This window comes from Rhizobium sp. BK212 (assembly GCF_014197475.1).
In the GTDB taxonomy this organism is placed as follows: domain Bacteria; phylum Pseudomonadota; class Alphaproteobacteria; order Rhizobiales; family Rhizobiaceae; genus Rhizobium; species Rhizobium anhuiense.
In genome coordinates this window covers 676,611-696,760 of the sequence record NZ_JACIFS010000003.1, presented here as the reverse complement: position 1 = coordinate 696,760, position 20,150 = coordinate 676,611, and the positions used below count along the sequence as shown (strand labels likewise).

Below are 20,150 nucleotides of genomic sequence, written 5' to 3'. Positions count from 1 at the left end.
GCATTTCGGCTGGGTTTTCCGGCCATTGAGGAGAATGTCATGAGCAAGACCAATGCAGAGGCGCTGTTGCGCAAAGCGCAGCGCCAGGTCGCCAACACCAGTGGCGGCGGTCATCTCGGCGGCACCAACTTCGGTCAGGGCAACGATGCCAAGACCGCGTCCGGGAGCGGCAATCGCCAGACCGGCAAGGGCCGGCCGCCAGGCGGCGCCAAACGCTGACATCTGCCAGCCGTGTTATACAGCCCCGCCAAATTGGCGGGGTTTGTGTTTCATGCGTGAGACGCTGCGGCAGATTGGAACTGATTAGCTCTTCTTAGCGATCCAGGAAATGATCGAAGTAGATCTGAGGGATGGGGTAGGCGTAGACGCCTCTGTCGACAAAGCTGCGCCTGTAGAGGCAATTTCTGAGCACCGCGTTGTAATCTAGGCTTCGTGGATCCGGCGAGCCGCGTCGCCATGACCCTGCCTCCGGCACGCACCGCTGGAGAGCTTTTTCGTATCGAGCCAGAAGAACCGGGTCGGTATCGACCCGAATGCCGCTGTAGGATTGATAGTTTGAAGGAGATTCTGCGGCCGAAATACAGCCCAAGCTAAGTGCAAGACCAACGACTGCCATCAATCTCATCGGATTTATTCTCCCTGATCGATTTATCGAAGTATCGAGCGGAACGTTATTGGTTCCAGTGCCTGCGGGCAAGGGGACGCCTTGTTTCGCGATCTGCTCCGGCCGTGATCTTTCTGGCGGCTGGATAGCCGCCGCCATATCATGGCGGCAGCCATTCGCTGCGTTCAATCCAGGAGATCGGCCGGGACCTTGCCGCCATTTTCCGAAAGCCGCTTCATCAGGGCCTTGTGCAGCCACATATTCATTTTTGCGGAATCGTTGGTGTCGCCGGTATAACCGAGTTCAGCGGCGAGTTCCTTGCGCTCAGTCAGGCTTGCATCCATCCCGACGGCTTTCATCAGGTCCACGATCGAGCGACGCCAATCGAGTTTCTGGCCGCTTTTCTTCACCGCTGCGTCAAGGAGGGGCACGATATCGACTGTGGCCGTGGCGGGCTTGCTCTGAGCGGGAGCGGCCGCAGGCGTCGGACTGGGCGCCGCCGACGGTGAGGCAGGCGCTTGCGCCGGCTCTGTCTTTTGCGGGCTGACAGCGACGGGTTCGGCTGCTTTCGCCTCTCCGAAGATTGCATGTTTGATCTTGTCGAAAATGCCCATTCTAAACCTCCAGTTCCATTAGATGAGAACATGCTGAAACATGGAATTCCCGCCCGATATATCCAGGCGGAAGGGGAGTTATTTTTAGCGGTCTCAATCGACGATGGAAAAGCCAAATCCGGGGCAGGGGCAGCCGATCGGCAACTGCAAATGGATCCCGCCGTCAATCGCATCGAGAACGGCGCTTTGCTTGCAGGTTCTGCAACTGCCTGAAGATTGCTGGCGCGATTGCGAAGGAAATGACTTCGTCGGCTCTCCAATCGCCACCAGACATGATCGTTTTCGGCACAGTCGGTCGGACAATTCGTATTTCGATAAGCATGTAACATCATTGCCGGCCGCCGGACCGACTTGCCGTGCCGTGTGGCGAAACATTCGCCAACCCTTCACGTTGCTTTGCCATGGACGCCCTGCAGGTTGCAGGCATCCAACGATCGAAGGCACGCGCGTTCCTCGATTTTCGACTGTCGGACAGATCGTTCGGCGAATGGAAACGGAGGAAAACCATGAGTGAGAACCATCATAGACTGTCCTTTGCAGTGCTCGCATCCACCTGCGCATTGCTTGCCATGCCGCCAAGCTATGCGCATGCGATCGATGTCGGCGTGTCGGTGAATGCAGGCAATGCCGTCAGCGCTGATGTCGGGACTTCGCTTGGCGGCGGGCGCGGCGTCAGCGCCGACGCCAATGCTTCCGTCGGCGGCTCGAACGGCGTCAATGCCGATGCGACCGCCAATGCCGGCGGCGGCCAGGGCATCGATGCCGATGTCAACGCCGGCGTCGGCAACGGTCTCGACGCAAGCGCAAATGCCAGGATCGGCGGCGGACGCGGCGTCAATGCCGATCTCAACGCACGTGCCGGAGGTTCAGATGGGGCCGATGCCAACGCCACGGCCTCGATCGGAGGCGGTAGCGGCGTCGATGCCAATCTCGCCATCGGTAGGGTAGGCGGGGTGGACGGGGCTGGCGCGGCAAGTGGCGGTGACGGATCCGTGCCTGGCGGCGGTCTCAGCCCGTCGCAGGTCCGCACTCTGGAGGCCTTCCGGGCGAGGCCCGTCAACGAGCAACGCAAGATGCTTGTCCGTTGCGCCGATATCTCCGCCTCAAGCGGCTCTGCTTCCGGCGGTTCCGATTCCGGTCTTGTCGGTCTCTGCAGACTGTTGCAGGCGACAGCCTCTCGCTGAACGTAAAAAGACCCGCCGAACCGGAAGGCGCGGCGGGTCCTTTAAAAAGCTTCGGCTCCTAGCTTAGTGCAGGATCTGGCTGAGGAACAACTTGGTGCGTTCGTGCTGCGGATTGTCGAAGAACTCGGCCGGCGAATTCTGCTCGACGATCTGACCCTGGTCCATGAAGATGACGCGGTTGGCGACCTGACGGGCAAAGCCCATTTCATGGGTGACGCAGAGCATGGTCATGCCTTCCTCGGCAAGGCCCACCATGGTGTCGAGCACTTCCTTGATCATTTCCGGATCGAGCGCCGAGGTCGGCTCATCGAACAGCATGATCTTCGGGTTCATGCAGAGCGAGCGGGCGATCGCCACGCGCTGCTGCTGGCCGCCGGAGAGCTGGCCCGGATATTTGTTGGCCTGTTCCGGGATCTTGACCCGCTTCAGGAAGTGCATGGCGATCTCTTCCGCCTGCTTCTTCGGCATCTTGCGCACCCAGATCGGCGCCAGCGTGCAGTTTTCGAGGATCGTCAGGTGCGGGAAGAGATTGAAGTGCTGGAACACCATGCCGACTTCGCGCCTGACCTCGTCGATCTTCTTCAGATCGTTGGTGAGTTCGGTGCCGTCGACGATGATCTTGCCCTTCTGATGCTCTTCCAGACGGTTGATGCAGCGGATCATCGTCGATTTGCCCGAGCCCGACGGCCCGGCGATGACGATGCGCTCGCCGCGCATGACCTTCAGGTTGATGTCGCGCAGCACGTGGAAATCCCCGTACCACTTGTTCATGTTGATGATCTCGACCGCCACTTCCGTTGCGGAAACGGTGAGCTTTTTAGCTGGAGCTTCAGCCATGACTATTTTCCCTCATTCTTATCGTTTTAGCGTTCTTATCGTTTGTGGCCGGTGTCGAGATGGCGTTCCATGAAGCCTGAATAACGCGACATGCCGAAGCAGAACAGCCAGAAGATGAAGCCCGCGAAGATCAGACCGGTGATCGGCGTGACGGCGCTTGCCCAGTTGGCATCGGAGAAGTTCAGCTTGACGATACCGAGCAGGTCGAACATGCCGATAATGGTAACCAGCGACGTGTCCTTGAACGTTCCGATGAAGGTGTTCACGATGCTCGGGATCACCAGCTTGATGGCCTGCGGCATGATGATCAGCCGCGTCTTCTGCCAATAGCCGAGGCCAAGCGAATCGGCGCCCTCGAACTGTCCCTTCGGGATCGCCTGAAGGCCGCCGCGGATCACTTCAGCCATGTAGGCCGAGGTGAAGATCGAAACACCGATCAGCGCCCGCAGAAGCTTGTCCACGTTCCAGCCGGTGGGAAGGAAGAGCGGCAGCATGACACTTGCCATGAACAGAACGGTAATCAGCGGAACGCCTCGGATGACCTCGATGAAGGTAACGCAAAGCATCCGGATGACCGGCATCTTCGAGCGGCGTCCCAATGCAAGCAGAATGCCGCAGGGCAGGGAGACGGCAATGCCGACGAAGGACAGGACAAGGGTCACCATCAACCCGCCCCAGAGCGGAGTTTCCACCACTTCGAGGCCGAAGCCGCCGTGAAGAAGCCAGAAGGCGAGGACCGGCAGGACGGCGAACAGAAGAATGGCGTTCAAGCCCTTGCGCGGCGCCGACGGGATCAGCATCGGAACCAGCAGCACAATGAACAGGATCCCGACGATCGCCGGCCTCCAGCGCTCGTCGAGCGGATAGCGGCCGAAGATAAACTGATCGTACTTGGCACTGACGAAGGCCCAGCATGCACCACTCCAGCCGTCAGGCTGGATGCCGCCCTGGATCGTCGTCGCGCAGAATGTGCGGTCCGGCCCGGACCATACAGCCTGGATGAAGAGCCAGTTGATGAGTTGCGGCAAGGCCCACGCGATCAGCGCAACAGCCAGGATCGTCAGGATCACGTCTTTCGGGGTTGCGAGGAGATTGCGGCGTATCCAGGCGACGGCTCCCCTTTCCCCGGGCGGGGGCGGTTCGGCCGCAAGGATGGACGTTCTGACGAAGGGTTTATCGGCAACCGACATCTTATCTCTCCACCAGTGCCATCTTGGCGTTGAACCAATTCATGAACAGCGACGTGAGAATGCTCAAGCTGAGATAGACGATACCCCAGATGCACACGATTTCGATCGCTTGACCGCTCTGATTGAGGATTGTGCCGCCGACGGCCACGAGATCCGAGAAACCGATCGCGATGGCGAGGGAGGAGTTCTTGGTCAGGTTCAGGTACTGGCTCGTCAGCGGCGGGATGATGATGCGCAGCGCCTGTGGCACCACAACAAGTCTCGTCACGCTCGACGGATGCAGCCCCAGCGCGCCGGCTGCCTCGGATTGTCCCTTTGCAACGCCGCGAATGCCGCCGCGAACGATCTCGGCGATGAAGGAGGCGGTATAGAAGGACAGAGCGAGAAACAGCGACATGAATTCCGGGCCGACGACCGAGCCGCCCGTCAGATTGAACTTTCCGGCGATGGGAACATCGAAGCTGAGCGGAAAGCCCGAGGCAATGAAGGCCAGCAATGGCAAGCCGACGATCAGCGCGATCGACGCCCATACCGTATGGAACGGCTGACCGGTTGCTGCCTGACGTTTATGGGCCCAGCGCACCATGACGACGGTGGCGACAATCGCAATCACCAGAGCAATGCCGACGGCGATCATGCCTCTCTCGAAGATCGGCTTCGGGAAGGCTAGTCCTCTGTTGTTGAGGAACATGCCGAGCGGCAGCCCCACCGATTCCCGCGGTTGCGGCAAGACAGAGAGAACGCCGAGATACCAGAAGAAGATGACGAGCAGCGGCGGAATATTGCGGAAGATTTCGACATAGACCGTGCAGAGCTTGGCAATCAGCCAGTTCCGCGACAGCCGGCCGATCCCGACAATGAAACCGATGATGGTCGCGGTGATGATACCCGTCACCGCCACCAGCAAGGTATTCAGAATGCCGACGAAAAGGGCACGCGCATAAGTCGAGTCGCTTGAATAGCCGATCAGCGACTGGCCGATTTCGAAACCGGCGCGACCGCGAAGAAAGCCGAAACCCGATGCAGTATTGCTGCGGGCAAGGTTCACGGCCGTGTTGTGGGCCACCCACCACACGAACGCCACGAGGGCAACAATTGTCAAAGCCTGGAAAAATATGCTCCGGTATTTCGGGTCGTACATTGCCGACCGGAAACTCCAGCCGGTGTCATGCAAAGGTGTCCTATCCACAGCCTCATGCGTCATGCCGCGCCAATCCCCTTGTGCCCGTTTTCGGGCTTTCTTTTTAACTTTTTGGAAGTGGGAAGGCGGTTGGGCCGCCTTCCCGGCATTTCATGTCAGTGCTCGATTAACGAACCGGCGGTGCATACTGGATGCCGCCCTTGTTCCACAGAGCATTCAAGCCGCGTGCGATCTTGAGGGGGCTACCCTGACCGATGTTGCGCTCGAAGATTTCACCATAGTTGCCGACGCCCTTGATGACGTTGGCGGCCCAATCATTGGTCAGGCCGAGATCGGTGCCGATCTTGGTGTCGGCCTCGCTGCCGAGGAAGCGCTTGATATCCGGGTTCGGCGAGTTCTTCATCTCGTCGACATTGGCCTGGGTGATGCCGAACTCTTCGGCATTGATCAGCGCATAAGCCGTCCAGGAAACGATGTCGAACCACTGATCGTCACCCTGACGGACGGCCGGGCCAAGCGGCTCCTTGGAGATGATCTCAGGAAGGATGACGTGTTCGTCGGGATTCTTGAGCGTCAGACGCAACGAATAGAGACCGGATTGGTCGGTCGTGTAAACGTCGCAACGACCGGCATCATATGCCGCGTTGACCTCGGGAAGATTTTCGAAGACGACCGGATTGTACTGCAGATTGTTCGTCTTGAAGTAATCGGCGAGGTTCAGTTCGGTGGTCGTGCCCGACTGTACGCAGACTGCGGCGCCGGAGAGTTCGAGAGCCGACTTCACGTTCAGGCTCTTGCGAACCATGAAGCCCTGACCATCATAATAGGTGACAGGACGGAAGTTGAAGCCGAGTGCGGTGTCGCGGTTGATCGTCCACGTGGTGTTGCGCGAGAGAACATCGATTTCGCCGGACTGAAGGGCAGTAAAGCGCTCCTTCGCGTTTGTCGGCGTGTACTTGACCTTGGTGGGGTCGCCGAAGACAGCCGAGGCGACCGCCTTGCAGAAGTCGACGTCGAAGCCGGCCCAATTGCCGGAAGCGTCAGGTGCGGCAAAGCCGGTAAGGCCGGTATTGACGCCGCACTGAACGAAACCCTTTGCCTTTACATCTTCGAGTGTCGTGGCCGAAGCAGCCGAAGCGCCAAGAGCGAAAACTGCTGCGCCGATTGAGGCCGACAGAAGCTTGTTCTTCATTTTTTTTCCCAACCTTTTCCGTTGTCTTGTATTTTCTTGTGGGAAGTTCCGGCGAAATCTGCCGCCTCCCCATTTGCTCGACACCCTCCCGGCGCGAGTTGTTCTATCACAGTCGCAAATGTCACCATGGTCAAGTGTCGCGGTCAATAATTGCGGCAAATTTCAGCATTTTGGCAGATTGCGCCGCGTTGATGGGCACTTGGTTATGAAATAGGCGGCTAGTTGCGGAAAATTAACGCGAAATCGTGAGTTCCGCCGCTTTGGTCCGTCGCTGGCGATCCATCTCCAAGGGGTTGACCGGATATTACGGGGCGTCCAAAAGTCTGGTTTCGCGACCCTTCGCCAAAGGCTATTTCCGACATGAAAGACAAAGACAGCTTGCTGCAGAATGCCGGCATCAACACCCGCCTGACCCATATCGGCAACGACCCCTTCGACTATCACGGCTTCGTCAATCCCCCGGTCGTGCACGCCTCGACGGTGTTGTTTCCGAATGCGCAGGTGATGAAGACACACGCGCAGAAATACACTTACGGGACGCGCGGCACGCCGACGACCGATGCGCTCTGCGAGGCGATTGACGCGCTCGAAGGGTCAGCCGGCACGATCCTCGTGCCCTCGGGTCTCGCGGCCGTCACCATTCCGTTCCTGGGCTTTTCCGCCGCCGGCGATCATGCGCTTGTCGTCGATTCGGTCTACGGTCCGACCCGGCATTTCTGCGATACGATGCTGAAGCGTCTCGGCGTCGAGGTGGAATATTACGATCCGACGATCGGCGCCGGCATCGAGGCGTTGTTTCGGCCGAATACCAAGATCGTCCACACCGAGGCTCCCGGCTCCAACACTTTCGAAATGCAGGACATTCCGGCGATATCGGCCGTTGCGCACCGCCATGGCGCCGTCGTCATGATGGACAATACCTGGGCGACGCCGCTCTATTTCAGGCCGCTCGACCACGGCGTCGACATCTCCATCCATGCGGCGACGAAATATCCGTCCGGCCATTCCGATATTCTGCTCGGAACGGTTTCGGCCAATGCCGAGCACTGGGAGCGGCTGAAGGAATCGAACGGCGTGCTCGGCATCTGCGGCGCACCCGATGATGCCTACCAGATCCTGCGCGGATTGCGCACCATGGGCCTGCGCCTCGAGCGGCATTATGAAAGCGCGCTTGATATCGCCGAATGGCTGGAGGGCAGGGAGGACGTCGCCCGCGTTCTGCATCCGGCCCTGCCGAGTTTCCCCTCTCATCATCTTTGGAAGCGCGATTTCAAGGGCGCCAGCGGCATCTTTTCCTTCGTGCTTGCCGCCGATAGCTCCGAGAAATTCACGGCAAAGGCGCATGCCTTCCTTGATGCGCTGAGGATTTTTGGGCTCGGCTATTCCTGGGGCGGCTTTGAAAGCCTCGCCTTGCACGCCCATCTCAACGATCGCAAGGTCGCCAAGGCGCCGACGGATGGCCCGGTCATCCGCCTGCAGATCGGCATCGAGGATGTGGCCGACCTCAAGGCGGATATCGAGCGGGGTTTTGCCGCCGCAAGCGCCGCCTGAGCGGCATCGCCGGGCGTTGCCCGCTTGCAGCGCTATGGCAGACGCAGAGCCCGGTAGCCGTAGATCCAGTCGAGATCGGCCGCCAGGCTTTGCGGCGGCTTGAGGCCGAGCACGAGATCGCGGCCGATCCGGATCGGCCCTTTCGCATGATAGGCAAACCGGTTGAAGGCGCCACGCTGGCGAAGCTTCGCGATACGCGGCGCCCGATGTCTTTCGAACAGCGTCAGCGCTTCCGACACGGGATGATTCGAGAGAAAGGCGGCGAGTTCATAGGCGTCTTCGATCGCCATCGCCGCTCCCTGGGCGGCAAAAGGCATCATCGCATGCGCGGCGTCCCCGATCAGAATCGTCTTTCGGCCGTCCTGCCAAGCGCCTGATGTGGTTTCGAACAGCGGCCAGAACGTCAGCTTCGGGTGTTTTTCGAGCAGCGAGACGATTGCGGCGTTCCAGCCGGCAAGCCGCGTCCGCAGTTGCGTGCGCTGTTCGGCCGTCGGCTCGCTCTGCCAGGCCTGCGGTGCGATGTTGCCGGCGGTGATCGCCACCATGTTGAAGCTGCCGGTCTCCTTCAGCGGATAGCAGACCAGATGCGCCGAACCGCCGAGGAAAGCCGAAACGCTTGTCCGGTCGAGGAAAGCCGGCGCTTCATCCTCGGTTATGGTGAAGCGGTAGGCGATATTGCCGGAAAAGCGCGGCGAGGGGCTGCCCGGAACGGATTGCCGCAGCTTCGACCAGACACCATCCGCACCGATCACGACATCGGCGGTCCGCTCGAAAGGCGGCAGGGTTGATTCCATCCGGACGCCGAGGTGAAGCCGGCAGAGCGGGTCGGCCTCGACTGCAGCCAGAAGAGCTTTCTGCAATGTGGTGCGGTGCAGGACGCCATAGGGCGCGCCCCAGCGTTGCCGCGCGAAATTGCCCGCCGGCACCGCCGCGAGTTGGCGCAGCGAGCTGCCCGATATCAGCCGGATCGCGTCCGGCTCGAGCCACAGCTTCGACAGGCCTTCAAGAATACCGAGTTCGGCAAGGATGCGCGAGGCGTTCGGCGAGATCTGCAATCCGGCGCCGATGTCGGTGAGTTCGCCCGCCTGCTCGAAAATCTCCGAGCTGATACCCCGGCGCGAAAGCGCAAGGGCGGCTGTCAGCCCTGAGATCCCGGCGCCGATGATGGCGGCATGTTCGACCGGCATGGTTCGCCCGATCCGGATCTGGACCGACTACGCCGCCTTCACGTGGAAAACGCAACCGGCCGGATTGGTCTGGCTGGGCTTGAGCGCCGAATTGAAGCGATAGAGCGTCGAGCAGTAGGAACAGACTTTTTCGTTGTCGTCGCCCATATCGATGAAGATGTGCGGATGATCGAAGGGAGCCGAAGCGCCGGTGCACATGAATTCCTTGACGCCGACTTCGATAACGCGGTGACCGCCGTCGTTCTGGAAGTGGGGAATGTTGTGGCCGGCCATGTCGCTCTCCGAATGCTTTGAAATGTGCGCGAACCTTATAAGCCTTCGCCGCAAATGTGTAGAGCCAAAGCGCCGCGCCAATCACAGTTTTCAGGCGCAGTTTTCAGCCACAGTTTTTGGCTTCACGATGAAAGGCCGCTCGATTATGGTCGCGCCAAAAGGAAGACCTGATGAATCTGAATACGCCCGCATTTTCAAGCTTCACCCATGATGGATTGCAGCTCGCCTTCTTCGATGAGGGCGATCCGGCCGGTGTCCCCGTCTTGTTGATCCACGGCTTTGCCTCGACGGCAAACGTCAACTGGGTGCATCCGGGCTGGCTGAAGACGCTGGGTGATGCCGGCTACCGGGTGATCGCCATCGACAATCGCGGCCATGGTGCAAGCGACAAGCCGCACGATGCCGAAGCCTACCGTCCCTGGGTCATGGCCGGCGATGCGATCGCGTTGCTCGATCATCTCGGCATCCCCGAAGCCAATGTCATGGGCTATTCGATGGGGGCGCGCATTTCCGTCTTTGCCGCACTTGCCAATCCGCATCGCGTCCGTTCGCTGGTGCTCGGTGGCCTCGGCATCGGTATGACCGACGGTGTCGGCGACTGGGACCCGATCGCCGATGCGCTGCTGGCGCCCTCGCTGGAGGCGGTGACGCATAGCCGCGGTCGCATGTTCCGCGCCTTCGCCGAGCAGACGAAGAGTGACCGCACTGCCCTTGCCGTCTGCATCCGCGGCTCACGCGATCTCGTCGCCCGTTCTGACATGGCCAAGCTCGACATGCCAACGCTGATCGGCGTCGGCACCAAGGACGATATCGCCGGCTCACCGCAGGAATTGGCGGCGCTGATGCCCAATGCCGAAGCACTCGATATTCCGGGCCGCGATCATATGCTCGCCGTCGGCGACAGGGTTTTCAAGCATGCGGTGCTGGCCTTCTATGCAAGGGTCGCCCATCGCTGACATCATCGTGATGGCGAAAAACCATGCTAAAAAACCATGGCGACGGCACCCATTTATGTTATTGGCGTTTTCCTCTATATATTGGCATTCCGAAAACGGCATTCCGGCTGGCAACGAGGAGAGCGGCGATGGTCGCAAAGACTGACATCCGTGCTTTTGACACAGGCCATCCCGTGAAGGTGATGGATCCCATCTGGGACAGCCTGCGCGAGGAAGCCCGGCTCGCCGCCGAACGGGACCCCGTTCTCGCCGCCTTCCTCTATTCGACGGTGATCAACTACCATTCGCTCGAGGAATGCGTCATCCACCGCATCTGCGAACGTCTCGATCACCCCGACATGCAGGCGAACCTGCTTCGCCAGACCTTCGAGGAGATGCTCCTCGACTGGCCGGAATGGAGCTCCATTCTGCGCGTCGATATCCAGGCCATCTACGACCGCGATCCCGCCTGCCTGCGCTTCATGGAGGCGGTGCTCTATTTCAAGGGCTTCCACGCGCTGCAGACGCATCGTCTGGCCCATTGGCTGCTGAACCGCGGCCGGCGTGATTTCGCGCTCTATCTGCAGAGCCGCTCCTCCAGCGTCTTCCAGACCGACATCAATCCCGCCGCCCGTATCGGCAAGGGCATTTTCCTCGATCACGCCACCGGCCTCGTCGTCGGCGAGACGGCCGTTATCGGCGACAACGTCTCGATCCTGCACGGCGTGACACTCGGCGGCACCGGCAAAGAGGGCGCTGACCGCCATCCGAAGATCGGCAGCGGCGTGATGATCGGCGCCGGCGCGAAGATCCTCGGCAATATCGAGATCGGCTACTGCTCACGCGTCGCCGCCGGTTCCGTCGTATTGAAGGCGGTGCCGCCCAAGAAGACGGTCGCGGGCGTGCCGGCCAAGGTTGTCGGCGAAGCCGGTTGTTCAGAGCCGTCGCGCAACATGGATCAGGTAATCGGCGCTGATATCTGAGCGCCTGTTGGATAAAGGATAGGAACAGTCGGCGGAGTGTGAGCGGGGACAGAATCGCCAAGCGGCAACCCTTGCCTTTACACCGCTGCTTTTCCTGTGCAAGAAGCGGCCAATCAAGACTGCTTACGGAGATGACAGAGTGAAGCCAGAAGAAATCAAGAAGCTCGACGCCTATTTCAAACGCATGTTCAACCCGCAGATCATCGTCAAGGCGCGTCCGCGCAAGAATGATTCTGCGGAAGTCTATCTCGGCGAAGAATTTCTGGGCGTCGTCTATATCGATGACGAGGACGGCGACCGCTCCTACAACTTTTCGATGGCGATCCTCGACGTCGATCTCTGATCGTTCTCGAAAACTTCAAGGGACCGAGCGGCGCGATCCGCTCGGTCTTTTTTTGTTTTCTTGCTGCCGAGTCAAAATTTTTTTAAAGCCTCCGGTTGTGGCTTTGTGATATATATTAGCAAAATCAACTAAAGACGTACGTGCCCCGGCGCGCATGCTTTGTTATCTTTTTGTAATGCAACCTTTGGATGTTTTGCAGCGCACAAGACTACTTGACTATTTGTGCATTGCAGCTACCCTGCCGCCAGCCACAGCCCAACGGAGGATGCCTCATGTTCAACTTTGACGATGCCAACAAAAAGAGCAAGGAAGCCGTCGACACGGCGCTGAAAACCTATTCCGAGACGGCCAAGGGCTTTCAGGCGATCGCCGCCGAAGCCGCTGAATATTCGAAGAAATCCTTCCAGGATGCGGTGACGCACTTCGAAACGCTGGCCGGCGCCAAGAGCTTCGAGGCAGCTTTCGAGCTGCAGACGAGCTATGTCAAGTCGTACTATGAGAACCTTGTCTCCGAGACGACGAAGCTCGGCGAGATGTATGCCGATCTCGCCAAGTCCGCTTACAAGCCCTACGAGGCTCCGATCGCCGCTGCCGTCGCCAAGGCCACCAAGTCGGCGCCGGCGGCGACATCAGCCGCCGCGTGAATTGATTCTCCCGGCGCAACCTGCGCTACATATTGAAATATGAGGACCGGCTACGCATCTGTGGCCGGTCTTTTTGTTTCCACTTTCGCTGCAGCGCTTACATGGGATGGGCTAAGGCGCGGCGCAATCTTTTAGATTCGCTCTTCGCGCTTCAGGTCTTTGTTTTTAGGCATGTTGTTGCCGCAAAACCGCTGCACGGTTTGCGCGACATGCTTTGGGGACTTTTTTGGTCTTTCCCGTGCATGCCGGCCATTTCTTGATTGCAGTGACTGACAGGGGGCTTAAAATCAGCCTATTATGAACTAAGTTAGTGTTTCAGATATTCGGCGGGAAAAGCACCCTCCCATGCTCCGCCGGATTGCTTGAGGAATGAATGACAATGATCGCAATGCCGATCCGGATGCAGAATGACAGCGAAAGGAACGGGGACAACGGAAATCGAACCTCGGTCATCACACGCACTAAGCCGAAGACCAAGAAGCCCAATCTTTATCGTGTGCTGCTTTTGAATGACGACTACACTCCCATGGAATTCGTCATCCATATTCTGGAGCGTTTTTTTCAGAAGGATCGTGAAAGTGCCACCCGCATCATGCTCCATGTCCATAATCACGGCGTCGGCGAATGCGGAATATTCACATACGAGGTAGCGGAAACGAAGGTCAGCCAGGTGATGGACTTCGCCCGGCAGCACCAGCATCCGCTGCAATGCGTCATGGAAAAGAAGTGAGGATCTGAACGTGCCAACATTTTCGCCTAGTTTAGAGAAGGCGCTCCATCAGGCACTGACCTTTGCCAACGAGCGGCACCACGAATATGCGACGCTCGAGCATCTGCTGCTCGCCCTGATCGACGATGCCGATGCGGCCGCGGTCATGGGTGCCTGCAATGTCGATCTCGACGCGCTGCGCAAGACGCTCGTCGAATATGTCGATAATGAACTGTCCAATCTGATCACCGGTTATGACGAGGATTCGAAGCCGACCTCCGGCTTCCAGCGCGTCATCCAACGTGCCGTCATCCATGTGCAATCCTCCGGCCGCGAAGAGGTGACCGGCGCCAACGTGCTCGTCGCGATCTTCGCCGAGCGCGAGAGCCATGCTGCCTATTTCCTGCAGGAGCAGGAGATGACCCGCTACGACGCCGTCAACTACATCTCCCACGGCATCGGCAAGCGGCCTGGCGCTTCGGAGGCTCGCCCGCCGCGCGGCGCCGAGGACGAAGCCGAAAGCAGCAAGCCGACGGCGCGCGGCGGCGAAGAAGAGGGCGGCCCCAAGAAGCAGCAGGATGCGCTGAAAGCCTATTGCGTCAATCTCAACGAGAAGGCCAAGGGCGGCAAGATCGATCCGCTGATCGGCCGTCACGCCGAGGTGAGCCGCACCATCCAGATCCTGTGCCGTCGTTCGAAGAACAATCCGCTCTACGTCGGTGATCCCGGCGTCGGCAAGACGGCGATCGCCGAAGGCCTTGCCAAGCGCATCGTCGAAGGCAAGGTTCCGGAAGCGCTCGCCGATGCGACGATCTTCTCGCTCGACATGGGCACACTCCTGGCTGGCACGCGCTACCGCGGCGATTTCGAAGAACGCCTGAAGCAGGTCGTCAAGGAACTGGAAGAATATCCGGGCGCCGTGCTCTTCATCGATGAGATCCACACGGTGATCGGCGCCGGCGCCACCTCGGGCGGCGCGATGGATGCCTCGAACCTCCTGAAGCCGGCCCTATCATCGGGCGCGATCCGCTGCATCGGTTCGACCACCTACAAGGAATATCGCCAGTTCTTCGAGAAGGACCGGGCGCTGGTGCGTCGTTTCCAGAAGATCGACGTCAGCGAACCGTCGATCGATGATGCAATCGAAATCATGAAGGGCCTGAAGCCCTATTTCGAAGAGTATCACCATCTGCGTTATTCGAACGACGCCATCAAGTCGGCCGTCGAATTGTCGGCCCGCTACATCTCCGACCGCAAGCTGCCCGACAAGGCGATCGACGTGATCGACGAAACGGGTGCGGCCCAGATGCTGCTGCCGCCGTCGAAGCGCCGCAAGCTGATCACTGAAAAGGAGATCGAGGCGACGGTCGCGACGATGGCGCGTATTCCGCCGAAGACCGTCTCCAAGGACGACGAAGCCGTGCTCGCCAATCTCGAGCAGGAACTGCGGTCGGTCGTCTATGGCCAGGATATCGCGATCGAAGCTCTTTCGACGTCGATCAAGCTGGCGCGCGCCGGTCTTCGCGAACCGAACAAGCCGATCGGCGCCTATGTCTTCTCCGGTCCGACCGGCGTCGGCAAGACCGAGGTGGCAAAGCAGCTGGCCTCGTCGCTCGGCGTCGAACTCCTGCGCTTCGACATGTCGGAATATATGGAGCGGCACACGGTTTCGCGTCTGCTCGGCGCACCTCCCGGCTATGTCGGCTTCGACCAGGGCGGTCTTCTCACCGATGGCGTCGACCAGCACCCGCATTGCGTGGTCCTGCTCGACGAAATCGAGAAGGCGCATCCGGATATCTACAATATCCTGCTGCAGGTCATGGACCACGGCACGCTGACCGACCATAACGGCAAGAAGATCGACTTCCGCAACGTCATTCTGATCATGACGACCAACGCGGGCGCTTCGGAAATGGCCAAGGCGGCGATCGGCTTCGGCTCGTCCAAGCGCACCGGCGAGGACGAGGAGGCGCTGACCCGCCTCTTCACGCCGGAGTTCCGCAACCGTCTCGACGCGATCATTCCCTTCGCGGCGCTGCCGACGGCCGTTATCCACAAGGTCGTGCAGAAGTTCATCATGCAACTGGAGGCCCAGCTTTCCGAAAGGAACGTCACCTTCGACCTGCATGAGGACGCGATCGCCTGGCTTTCGGAAAAGGGTTACGACGAGAAGATGGGCGCCCGCCCGCTTGCCCGTGTCATCCAGGACACGATCAAGAAGCCGCTTGCCAACGAGATCCTCTTCGGCAAGCTGAAGAAGGGCGGCGTCGTCAACGTCACCGTCGGCCCGAAGGAAGACGGCAAGCCCGGCATCGTGCTGGAAGCCATTCCGGATACGGCGCCGATCAAGCCGAAGCCGGAAGCTGAGGTCGTGCATCCCGAAGCCGGCGATGAGGGGGATGGCGAGCTGAAGACGAAGCCGGCTCCCAAGGCTCGCGCCAAGACCGTGCCGCAGGCCGAGCCTGAAGTCCGCGACGCTCCGAAGAAGGGAAGCACGGTTCCGAAGGTTCCGCGCAAGAAGTGAGCTTTCGTCCCACCAAATTGGAAACGGCCGCGTCTTACACGCGGCCTTTTTCGTTTCTGGGCATCGCCAGGGATCGATGTTACGCCAGTGCCGCCCTGATCTTTTCGGCATGGGCGGCAAGCATGGCGCCATCCTCCATCTTGCCGGAATGCGACTTGAGCGCAGCACCCTCATGGCGCGGGATGACGTGGAAATGCAGATGAAACACCGTTTGCCCGGCGGCCGGTTCGTTGAACTGGGCGATGAAGACGCCGTCGGCGTCGAAGACGTCCTTGACCGCAATGGCGACCTTCTGGACGACTGATATCGCGTGGGCGAGGGTCGCTGGATCGGCATCGAGGATATTGCGCGACGCCGGTTTGGGAACGACGAGCACGTGGCCCGGCGCCTGGGGCATCACATCCATGAAGGCGATCGTGTGCGCGTCCTCGTAGATCCGGTGTGAGGGGATTTCGCCGCGCAGGATCTTGGCGAAGATATTGTTGTCGTCATAGTCGGCCGGGTCGGTCATCGCGAAATCTCCTCGGTTCCTACCGCGCCGCGCGTCTTTTCTGACGCCCAAAGGACGCTGTAGCATTTTAAATTACTGCATAACTCCTTAAATCGATTCCGATTTATGGAGCTATGCAGGGGTTGATCGGGTAACGCGCCCGGCAGGGCAGCGTCAATCCTCCTGCAGGCGCTCGCCCTTGCGGAAAGGACTGTGCTCACTCAGCACCTCGCTCATATGCTCGACATCGGCGCGCTCGCGCGCGAGATAGTCGCCGATTGCCCGGCGAAGGCCGGCATGGGCGACGTAGTGGGCCGAATGCGTCGTCACAGGGAGGTAACCGCGGGCAAGCTTGTGTTCGCCTTGCGCTCCGGCTTCGACGCGCTTCAGCCCTTTCGAAAGGGCGAAGTCGATCGCCTGGTGGTAGCACACCTCGAAATGCAGGAAGGGATGATCCTCGATGCAGCCCCAGTGACGACCATAGAGCGTATCGCCGCCGATGAAGTTGATTGCGCCGGCGACATAACGCCCGTCGCGCTTGGCCATGACGAGCAGGATGTCATCGGCCATGCGCTCGCCGATCAGCGAGTAGAATTTGCGGGTGAGGTAGGGCCGGCCCCATTTGCGGCCGCCGGTATCCATGTAGAATTTGAAGAACTGGTCCCAGATGCGCTCCGTCAGGTCGCGGCCGGTCAGCCAGTCGATGCTGATGCCGTTTTCGAGCGCGGCGCGGCGCTCCTTGCGCAACGCCTTGCGTTTGCGCGAGGCGAGCGTTTCGAGAAACGCCTCGTGATTGGCATAGCCGTCATTGATGAAATGGAATTGCTGGTCGGTGCGGTGCAGATAGCCGTCCATCTCGAAAACGCCGATCTCCTCGTCCGGCACGAAGGTGATATGGGCCGAGGAGATGCCGAGCCGGCGCACGACCTCCTTCAGACTTTCGGCGATGGCGCTCTGGATCGGCAGCCGCTGCGGCCCCTCGGCGACAAGAAGACGCGGACCTGTCGCCGGCGTGAACGGAATGGAGCACTGAAGTTTGGGGTAATAACGCCCGCCGGCCCGTTCGAAGGCGTCGGCCCAGCCATGATCGAAGACATATTCGCCCTGGCTGTGGTTCTTGAGATAGCCGGGCAGGGCGCCGATCAGCTCGCCGCGATCGGTTTCGAGCAGCAGGTGGTGGCCGAGCCAGCCGGTCTCGGCGCTGGCTGAACCGGATTCCTCCAGCGACGACAAAAAGGCGTGCGAAACGAAGGGGTTGTAGGCAAGCGTGGCGCAAGTCTTCGAGGCCCCGGAAAGCCTGGACCAGCTCTCCGGGGAAATCGCGGTGAAGGAGCGTTCTACGCGAATGGACAGTTCATCAGTCATGGAGCAAATGCGAAGCCTGTGGGAGGATGGTTTCGGCTCTGCCTTACAGCGCCACGCGTCTTTCAGACGCGCAAAGGACGCTGTAACGCTTTGAGTTGCTGCACAATTTTATCCTTAAATCGATTCCGATCTAAGGAATTATGTGGCAGTTTGCGCATGATCTTGGCCAAAAAGCGAGCGTCAAACCGCCACGCGCGGATCGAAGCCTTCGAAAGTCATCTGGTCTGCGTTTGCGAATGTACGCCGGCGCGCCTCTTCGTCACGCACCGTCCAGGTAATGACGGGAATGCCCTTTTCGCGTTGACTTGTGATGAAGGCATTCGGCAGCTCGTCATAATAATAGGAGATGAAATCGAGACCGATCTCCATCGCCTTCGCATGCGTCTTGAACTCCTCCGGCGTGTTGCCGTTGGCCGTCAGCCCGAGCGGGTAGGGTGAGCCAAGCGCCTTCAGATCGCGCAGCAGCCAGTGGTCGAAGCTCATCAGCGCCACCTTGCCCTCATAGTTTTCGAGCACTTCGAGAACGGCTTCGGCAAAACCCTCGTCATCGGCCTCGCGACCCTTGAGCTCCAGCACCAGCGGCACCTTGCCCTCGACGAGGTCAAGGAGCTGGCGCAACGTCGGCACCTTGTCGCTGGTCCCGCCGACGGCGATCAGGCCAAGCTCCCGCGACGTGCGCTCACGGATGTCGCCGTTGAGATTGCACAGGCGCTGCAGGTCCTCGTCGTGAAAGATGACCGGCACGCCGTCGGAGGCGTAATGCAGGTCGCATTCGATCGCAAAGCCCGCTTCGACGGCACGCGAAAAGGCCGAAAGCGTGTTTTCCCAGACATGCTTGTTGAGGTCGTGATAGCCGCGATGGGCGACCGGCACGTCCTTGATCCAGGCAGCATTGGTGGTCATTCGGCGATTTCCATGATAGCATCTATCTCGACGGCGGCGTTCAGCGGCAGGGCAGCCATGCCGACGGCGGCGCGCGCATGTTTGCCGGCCTCGCCGAGTACGCCGGCAATCAGGTTCGAAGCGCCATTGATGACGAGATGCTGCTCGACGAAGTCGGGCGCCGAGGCGACGAAGCCGTTCAGTTTGATGACGCGCCGGATACGGCCGAGATCGCCGCCAAGTGCCGCCTTCGCCTGGGCGAGGATGTTGATGGCGCAGAGTTCGGCGCCGCGCTGGCCGCCCGCAACGTCGACGGTCTTGCCGAGATGGCCCGTGACGGCGACCTTGCCGCCTTCGAGCGGCAGCTGGCCGGAGATGTAGAGAAGATTGCCGCTGATGACATAGGGAACGTAATTTGCAGCAGGTGCTGCGGCTTCGGGCAGGGTTATCCCCATCTCAGTCAGGCGTGCAGCAATTTCATCGGACATTTTCGTCTCCGCTTTTGTTGTCAATTCTTCAAAAATTATGCATCAAGACTAGAATCTTTAATATGACAGGTTCGAGCCTCGATTTGGCCGAAAGCGTTCTTATAACATCGCGACCGAGTCCAACAGGAGTTAATGAATGTTCCGATCGAGTCTTGTCGCTCTGCTTCTCGCCAGCGTTTCCGCCAATGCATGGGCGGCTGCGCCCGCGGTAAGCGCTGCGATCGCGACCGGCCTCGTCGCACATCGCGCGGTCTACGATCTGGAATTGAAGGACGCTTCGGACCGCTCCGGCATCGCCGGCATGTATGGTCGGATGGTCTATGAGTTCGACGGCAGCTATTGCCAGGGCTTCACGACCAACTTCCGCTTCGTCACGCAGATCGATACCGGCGACAGCGTGCGCGTCAGCGACCAGCAGACGAAGACCTTCGAGAACCTGAAGGATGGCAAGTTCACCTTCGACACCAAATCCTTCACCGACGACCAGCTCGATAAGGAGGTCAACGGTGCCGCGCAGGATCAGCCCGACGGTGTCAAGGTCGATCTCAAGCAGCCGTCGAGCCGCGAACTGCAGCTTGCCGAAAGCCGTTTTCCCACGGAACATATGCTCGACGTCATCCAGAACGCCAAGGACGGCAAGCGCTTCTTCGAGGCGCGCGTCTTCGACGGTTCCGATGACGGCGACAAATCGCTGGTGACGACGACGATCGTCGGCAAGCAGGAGACGCCGATTGCCGAGGAGGCCGATGCCGGGAATGCCGGCGCCTTCTCCAAGACCGCCTTCTGGCCGGTGACGATCGCCTATTTCAACGAGAATGCGAAATCGGATGCTTTGCCGGTCTACCGCATGTCGTTCAAGCTCTATGAGAACGGCATCACCCGCGACCTGACGATGGATTACGGCGATTTCGTCCTGACCGGCAAGCTTGCCAAGCTGGAGTTGCTCGAACGCAAGGCCGAGGTCTGCAAGTAGACGCAGGCTTTTGAAAAAACCACGGTCGGGTGATCGGCGAC

Annotated in this window: 23 protein-coding genes; 11 read left to right on the top strand and 12 right to left on the bottom strand. The window is 59.8% G+C overall.

Translation table 11 applies throughout. The features are described from left to right. Nucleotides 1-39: 39 nt before the first annotated feature. Entirely contained in the window at nt 40-219 is a 180-nt protein-coding gene (locus tag FHT79_RS13345) for a hypothetical protein (protein WP_047615385.1), read from the top strand. 94 nt (nt 220-313) lie between these two features. Here the strand turns inward: FHT79_RS13345 and FHT79_RS13340 are convergent, their stop codons facing one another. Together FHT79_RS13340 and FHT79_RS13335 are read right to left on the bottom strand one after the other, a co-directional pair. Further along, a complete protein-coding gene (locus tag FHT79_RS13340) occupies nt 314-625 on the bottom strand; it encodes a hypothetical protein (RefSeq protein WP_097594580.1) in 312 nt (103 codons plus the stop codon). 164 nt (nt 626-789) lie between these two features. Next, on the bottom strand, nt 790-1,218 hold the full coding sequence (locus tag FHT79_RS13335; protein WP_047614885.1) for a DUF3597 domain-containing protein: 429 nt from the start codon (nt 1,216-1,218) through the stop codon (nt 790-792). Here FHT79_RS13335 and FHT79_RS13330 point away from each other — a divergent pair. Both FHT79_RS13330 and FHT79_RS13325 read left to right on the top strand, forming a co-directional pair. Further along, nucleotides 1,192-1,431 carry a hypothetical protein gene (locus tag FHT79_RS13330; RefSeq protein ID WP_143541479.1) on the top strand — a complete coding sequence of 80 codons (240 nt, stop codon included), beginning with the start codon at nt 1,192-1,194 and terminating at the stop codon, nt 1,429-1,431. The genes FHT79_RS13335 and FHT79_RS13330 overlap by 27 nt on opposite strands. 293 nt (nt 1,432-1,724) lie before the next feature. Beyond that, nucleotides 1,725-2,402 (top strand): hypothetical protein, encoded by a 678-nt coding sequence (locus FHT79_RS13325; RefSeq protein WP_047615388.1) that lies wholly within the window; start codon nt 1,725-1,727, stop codon nt 2,400-2,402. 63 nt (nt 2,403-2,465) lie between these two features. On the opposite strand, the gene FHT79_RS13320 is transcribed toward FHT79_RS13325, so the two are convergent. The 4 genes from FHT79_RS13320 to FHT79_RS13305 all read right to left on the bottom strand — a co-directional run bounded on the left by FHT79_RS13320 (nt 2,466) and on the right by FHT79_RS13305 (nt 6,762). Beyond that, nucleotides 2,466-3,239 (bottom strand): amino acid ABC transporter ATP-binding protein, encoded by a 774-nt coding sequence (locus FHT79_RS13320; RefSeq protein ID WP_047614887.1) that lies wholly within the window; start codon nt 3,237-3,239, stop codon nt 2,466-2,468. Between the two features lie 35 nt (nt 3,240-3,274). Next, a complete protein-coding gene (locus tag FHT79_RS13315; protein ID WP_047615726.1) occupies nt 3,275-4,429 on the bottom strand; it encodes an amino acid ABC transporter permease in 1,155 nt (384 codons plus the stop codon). Between the two features lies 1 nt (nt 4,430). Continuing rightward, complete coding sequence (locus FHT79_RS13310) at nt 4,431-5,633, bottom strand: amino acid ABC transporter permease (protein WP_183903440.1); 1,203 nt, start codon at nt 5,631-5,633, stop codon at nt 4,431-4,433. Between the two features lie 103 nt (nt 5,634-5,736). Continuing rightward, nucleotides 5,737-6,762, bottom strand: a complete 1,026-nt coding sequence (locus tag FHT79_RS13305; RefSeq protein WP_047615731.1) for an amino acid ABC transporter substrate-binding protein — start codon at nt 6,760-6,762, stop codon at nt 5,737-5,739. A 360-nt stretch (nt 6,763-7,122) separates the two neighbouring features. On the opposite strand from FHT79_RS13305, the gene FHT79_RS13300 reads away from it, so the two are divergent. After that, a complete protein-coding gene (locus FHT79_RS13300) occupies nt 7,123-8,313 on the top strand; it encodes a cystathionine beta-lyase (protein WP_047614895.1) in 1,191 nt (396 codons plus the stop codon). A 32-nt stretch (nt 8,314-8,345) separates the two neighbouring features. Here FHT79_RS13300 and FHT79_RS13295 read toward each other — a convergent pair whose 3' ends face one another. Together FHT79_RS13295 and FHT79_RS13290 are read right to left on the bottom strand one after the other, a co-directional pair. After that, nucleotides 8,346-9,500: an FAD-dependent monooxygenase gene (locus FHT79_RS13295; protein ID WP_097594578.1), complete on the bottom strand. Its 1,155-nt coding sequence runs from the start codon at nt 9,498-9,500 to the stop codon at nt 8,346-8,348. Nucleotides 9,501-9,527: 27 nt separating this feature from the next. Then, the gene (locus tag FHT79_RS13290; protein WP_003539274.1) at nt 9,528-9,773 is read right to left on the bottom strand and encodes a zinc-finger domain-containing protein; all 246 of its coding nucleotides are present in this window, start codon (nt 9,771-9,773) and stop codon (nt 9,528-9,530) included. Nucleotides 9,774-9,943: 170 nt separating this feature from the next. Between FHT79_RS13290 and FHT79_RS13285 the strand changes: the two genes are divergently transcribed. The 6 genes from FHT79_RS13285 to clpA all read left to right on the top strand — a co-directional run bounded on the left by FHT79_RS13285 (nt 9,944) and on the right by clpA (nt 15,911). Further along, nucleotides 9,944-10,729, top strand: a complete 786-nt coding sequence (locus tag FHT79_RS13285; RefSeq protein WP_047614918.1) for an alpha/beta fold hydrolase — start codon at nt 9,944-9,946, stop codon at nt 10,727-10,729. Nucleotides 10,730-10,857: 128 nt separating this feature from the next. Beyond that, nucleotides 10,858-11,691 carry a serine O-acetyltransferase gene (gene cysE, locus FHT79_RS13280; RefSeq protein ID WP_047614921.1) on the top strand — a complete coding sequence of 278 codons (834 nt, stop codon included), beginning with the start codon at nt 10,858-10,860 and terminating at the stop codon, nt 11,689-11,691. Between the two features lie 139 nt (nt 11,692-11,830). After that, the gene (locus FHT79_RS32130) at nt 11,831-12,034 is read left to right on the top strand and encodes a DUF3126 family protein (protein WP_010021897.1); all 204 of its coding nucleotides are present in this window, start codon (nt 11,831-11,833) and stop codon (nt 12,032-12,034) included. Nucleotides 12,035-12,306: 272 nt separating this feature from the next. Continuing rightward, the gene (locus tag FHT79_RS13270) at nt 12,307-12,678 is read left to right on the top strand and encodes a phasin family protein (protein WP_047614944.1); all 372 of its coding nucleotides are present in this window, start codon (nt 12,307-12,309) and stop codon (nt 12,676-12,678) included. Between the two features lie 379 nt (nt 12,679-13,057). Beyond that, nucleotides 13,058-13,408: an ATP-dependent Clp protease adapter ClpS gene (clpS, locus tag FHT79_RS13265; protein WP_047614945.1), complete on the top strand. Its 351-nt coding sequence runs from the start codon at nt 13,058-13,060 to the stop codon at nt 13,406-13,408. Between the two features lie 10 nt (nt 13,409-13,418). Further along, entirely contained in the window at nt 13,419-15,911 is a 2,493-nt protein-coding gene (clpA, locus tag FHT79_RS13260) for an ATP-dependent Clp protease ATP-binding subunit ClpA (protein WP_097594576.1), read from the top strand. 79 nt (nt 15,912-15,990) lie between these two features. On the opposite strand, the gene FHT79_RS13255 is transcribed toward clpA, so the two are convergent. The 4 genes from FHT79_RS13255 to FHT79_RS13240 all read right to left on the bottom strand — a co-directional run bounded on the left by FHT79_RS13255 (nt 15,991) and on the right by FHT79_RS13240 (nt 19,136). Beyond that, nucleotides 15,991-16,422, bottom strand: coding sequence for an HIT family protein (locus FHT79_RS13255; RefSeq protein WP_097594575.1), 432 nt, complete (start codon nt 16,420-16,422; stop codon nt 15,991-15,993). Between the two features lie 153 nt (nt 16,423-16,575). Further along, a complete protein-coding gene (locus tag FHT79_RS13250) occupies nt 16,576-17,766 on the bottom strand; it encodes a GNAT family N-acetyltransferase (RefSeq protein ID WP_183903439.1) in 1,191 nt (396 codons plus the stop codon). Nucleotides 17,767-17,946: 180 nt separating this feature from the next. Continuing rightward, nucleotides 17,947-18,669 (bottom strand): glycerophosphodiester phosphodiesterase, encoded by a 723-nt coding sequence (locus FHT79_RS13245; RefSeq protein ID WP_047614952.1) that lies wholly within the window; start codon nt 18,667-18,669, stop codon nt 17,947-17,949. Further along, the gene (locus tag FHT79_RS13240; protein WP_047614954.1) at nt 18,666-19,136 is read right to left on the bottom strand and encodes a RidA family protein; all 471 of its coding nucleotides are present in this window, start codon (nt 19,134-19,136) and stop codon (nt 18,666-18,668) included. Before FHT79_RS13240 ends, FHT79_RS13245 begins: the two co-directional genes overlap by 4 nt. Nucleotides 19,137-19,272: 136 nt before the next feature. On the opposite strand from FHT79_RS13240, the gene FHT79_RS13235 reads away from it, so the two are divergent. Beyond that, nucleotides 19,273-20,109, top strand: a complete 837-nt coding sequence (locus FHT79_RS13235; protein ID WP_047614955.1) for a cell envelope integrity EipB family protein — start codon at nt 19,273-19,275, stop codon at nt 20,107-20,109. Nucleotides 20,110-20,150: the final 41 nt, after the last annotated feature.

What these genes read in the sequence shown, in the direction of transcription:
- FHT79_RS13285 (WP_047614918.1), top strand. Translation starts at nt 9,944, where the DNA reads ATGAATCTGAATACGCCCGCATTTTCAAGCTTCACCCATGATGGATTG.
- FHT79_RS13245 (WP_047614952.1), bottom strand. Translation starts at nt 18,669, where the DNA reads ATGACCACCAATGCTGCCTGGATCAAGGACGTGCCGGTCGCCCATCGC.
- FHT79_RS13320 (WP_047614887.1), bottom strand. Translation starts at nt 3,239, where the DNA reads ATGGCTGAAGCTCCAGCTAAAAAGCTCACCGTTTCCGCAACGGAAGTG.
- FHT79_RS13310 (WP_183903440.1), bottom strand. Translation starts at nt 5,633, where the DNA reads ATGACGCATGAGGCTGTGGATAGGACACCTTTGCATGACACCGGCTGG.
- FHT79_RS13345 (WP_047615385.1), top strand. Translation starts at nt 40, where the DNA reads ATGAGCAAGACCAATGCAGAGGCGCTGTTGCGCAAAGCGCAGCGCCAG.
- FHT79_RS13325 (WP_047615388.1), top strand. Translation starts at nt 1,725, where the DNA reads ATGAGTGAGAACCATCATAGACTGTCCTTTGCAGTGCTCGCATCCACC.
- FHT79_RS13335 (WP_047614885.1), bottom strand. Translation starts at nt 1,218, where the DNA reads ATGGGCATTTTCGACAAGATCAAACATGCAATCTTCGGAGAGGCGAAA.
- FHT79_RS13315 (WP_047615726.1), bottom strand. Translation starts at nt 4,429, where the DNA reads ATGTCGGTTGCCGATAAACCCTTCGTCAGAACGTCCATCCTTGCGGCC.
- FHT79_RS13340 (WP_097594580.1), bottom strand. Translation starts at nt 625, where the DNA reads ATGAGATTGATGGCAGTCGTTGGTCTTGCACTTAGCTTGGGCTGTATT.
- FHT79_RS13240 (WP_047614954.1), bottom strand. Translation starts at nt 19,136, where the DNA reads ATGTCCGATGAAATTGCTGCACGCCTGACTGAGATGGGGATAACCCTG.
- clpS (WP_047614945.1), top strand. Translation starts at nt 13,058, where the DNA reads ATGATCGCAATGCCGATCCGGATGCAGAATGACAGCGAAAGGAACGGG.
- FHT79_RS13295 (WP_097594578.1), bottom strand. Translation starts at nt 9,500, where the DNA reads ATGCCGGTCGAACATGCCGCCATCATCGGCGCCGGGATCTCAGGGCTG.
- FHT79_RS13305 (WP_047615731.1), bottom strand. Translation starts at nt 6,762, where the DNA reads ATGAAGAACAAGCTTCTGTCGGCCTCAATCGGCGCAGCAGTTTTCGCT.
- cysE (WP_047614921.1), top strand. Translation starts at nt 10,858, where the DNA reads ATGGTCGCAAAGACTGACATCCGTGCTTTTGACACAGGCCATCCCGTG.
- FHT79_RS13270 (WP_047614944.1), top strand. Translation starts at nt 12,307, where the DNA reads ATGTTCAACTTTGACGATGCCAACAAAAAGAGCAAGGAAGCCGTCGAC.
- FHT79_RS13255 (WP_097594575.1), bottom strand. Translation starts at nt 16,422, where the DNA reads ATGACCGACCCGGCCGACTATGACGACAACAATATCTTCGCCAAGATC.
- FHT79_RS13250 (WP_183903439.1), bottom strand. Translation starts at nt 17,766, where the DNA reads ATGACTGATGAACTGTCCATTCGCGTAGAACGCTCCTTCACCGCGATT.
- FHT79_RS13290 (WP_003539274.1), bottom strand. Translation starts at nt 9,773, where the DNA reads ATGGCCGGCCACAACATTCCCCACTTCCAGAACGACGGCGGTCACCGC.
- FHT79_RS13330 (WP_143541479.1), top strand. Translation starts at nt 1,192, where the DNA reads ATGTTTGATCTTGTCGAAAATGCCCATTCTAAACCTCCAGTTCCATTA.
- FHT79_RS13235 (WP_047614955.1), top strand. Translation starts at nt 19,273, where the DNA reads ATGTTCCGATCGAGTCTTGTCGCTCTGCTTCTCGCCAGCGTTTCCGCC.
- FHT79_RS13300 (WP_047614895.1), top strand. Translation starts at nt 7,123, where the DNA reads ATGAAAGACAAAGACAGCTTGCTGCAGAATGCCGGCATCAACACCCGC.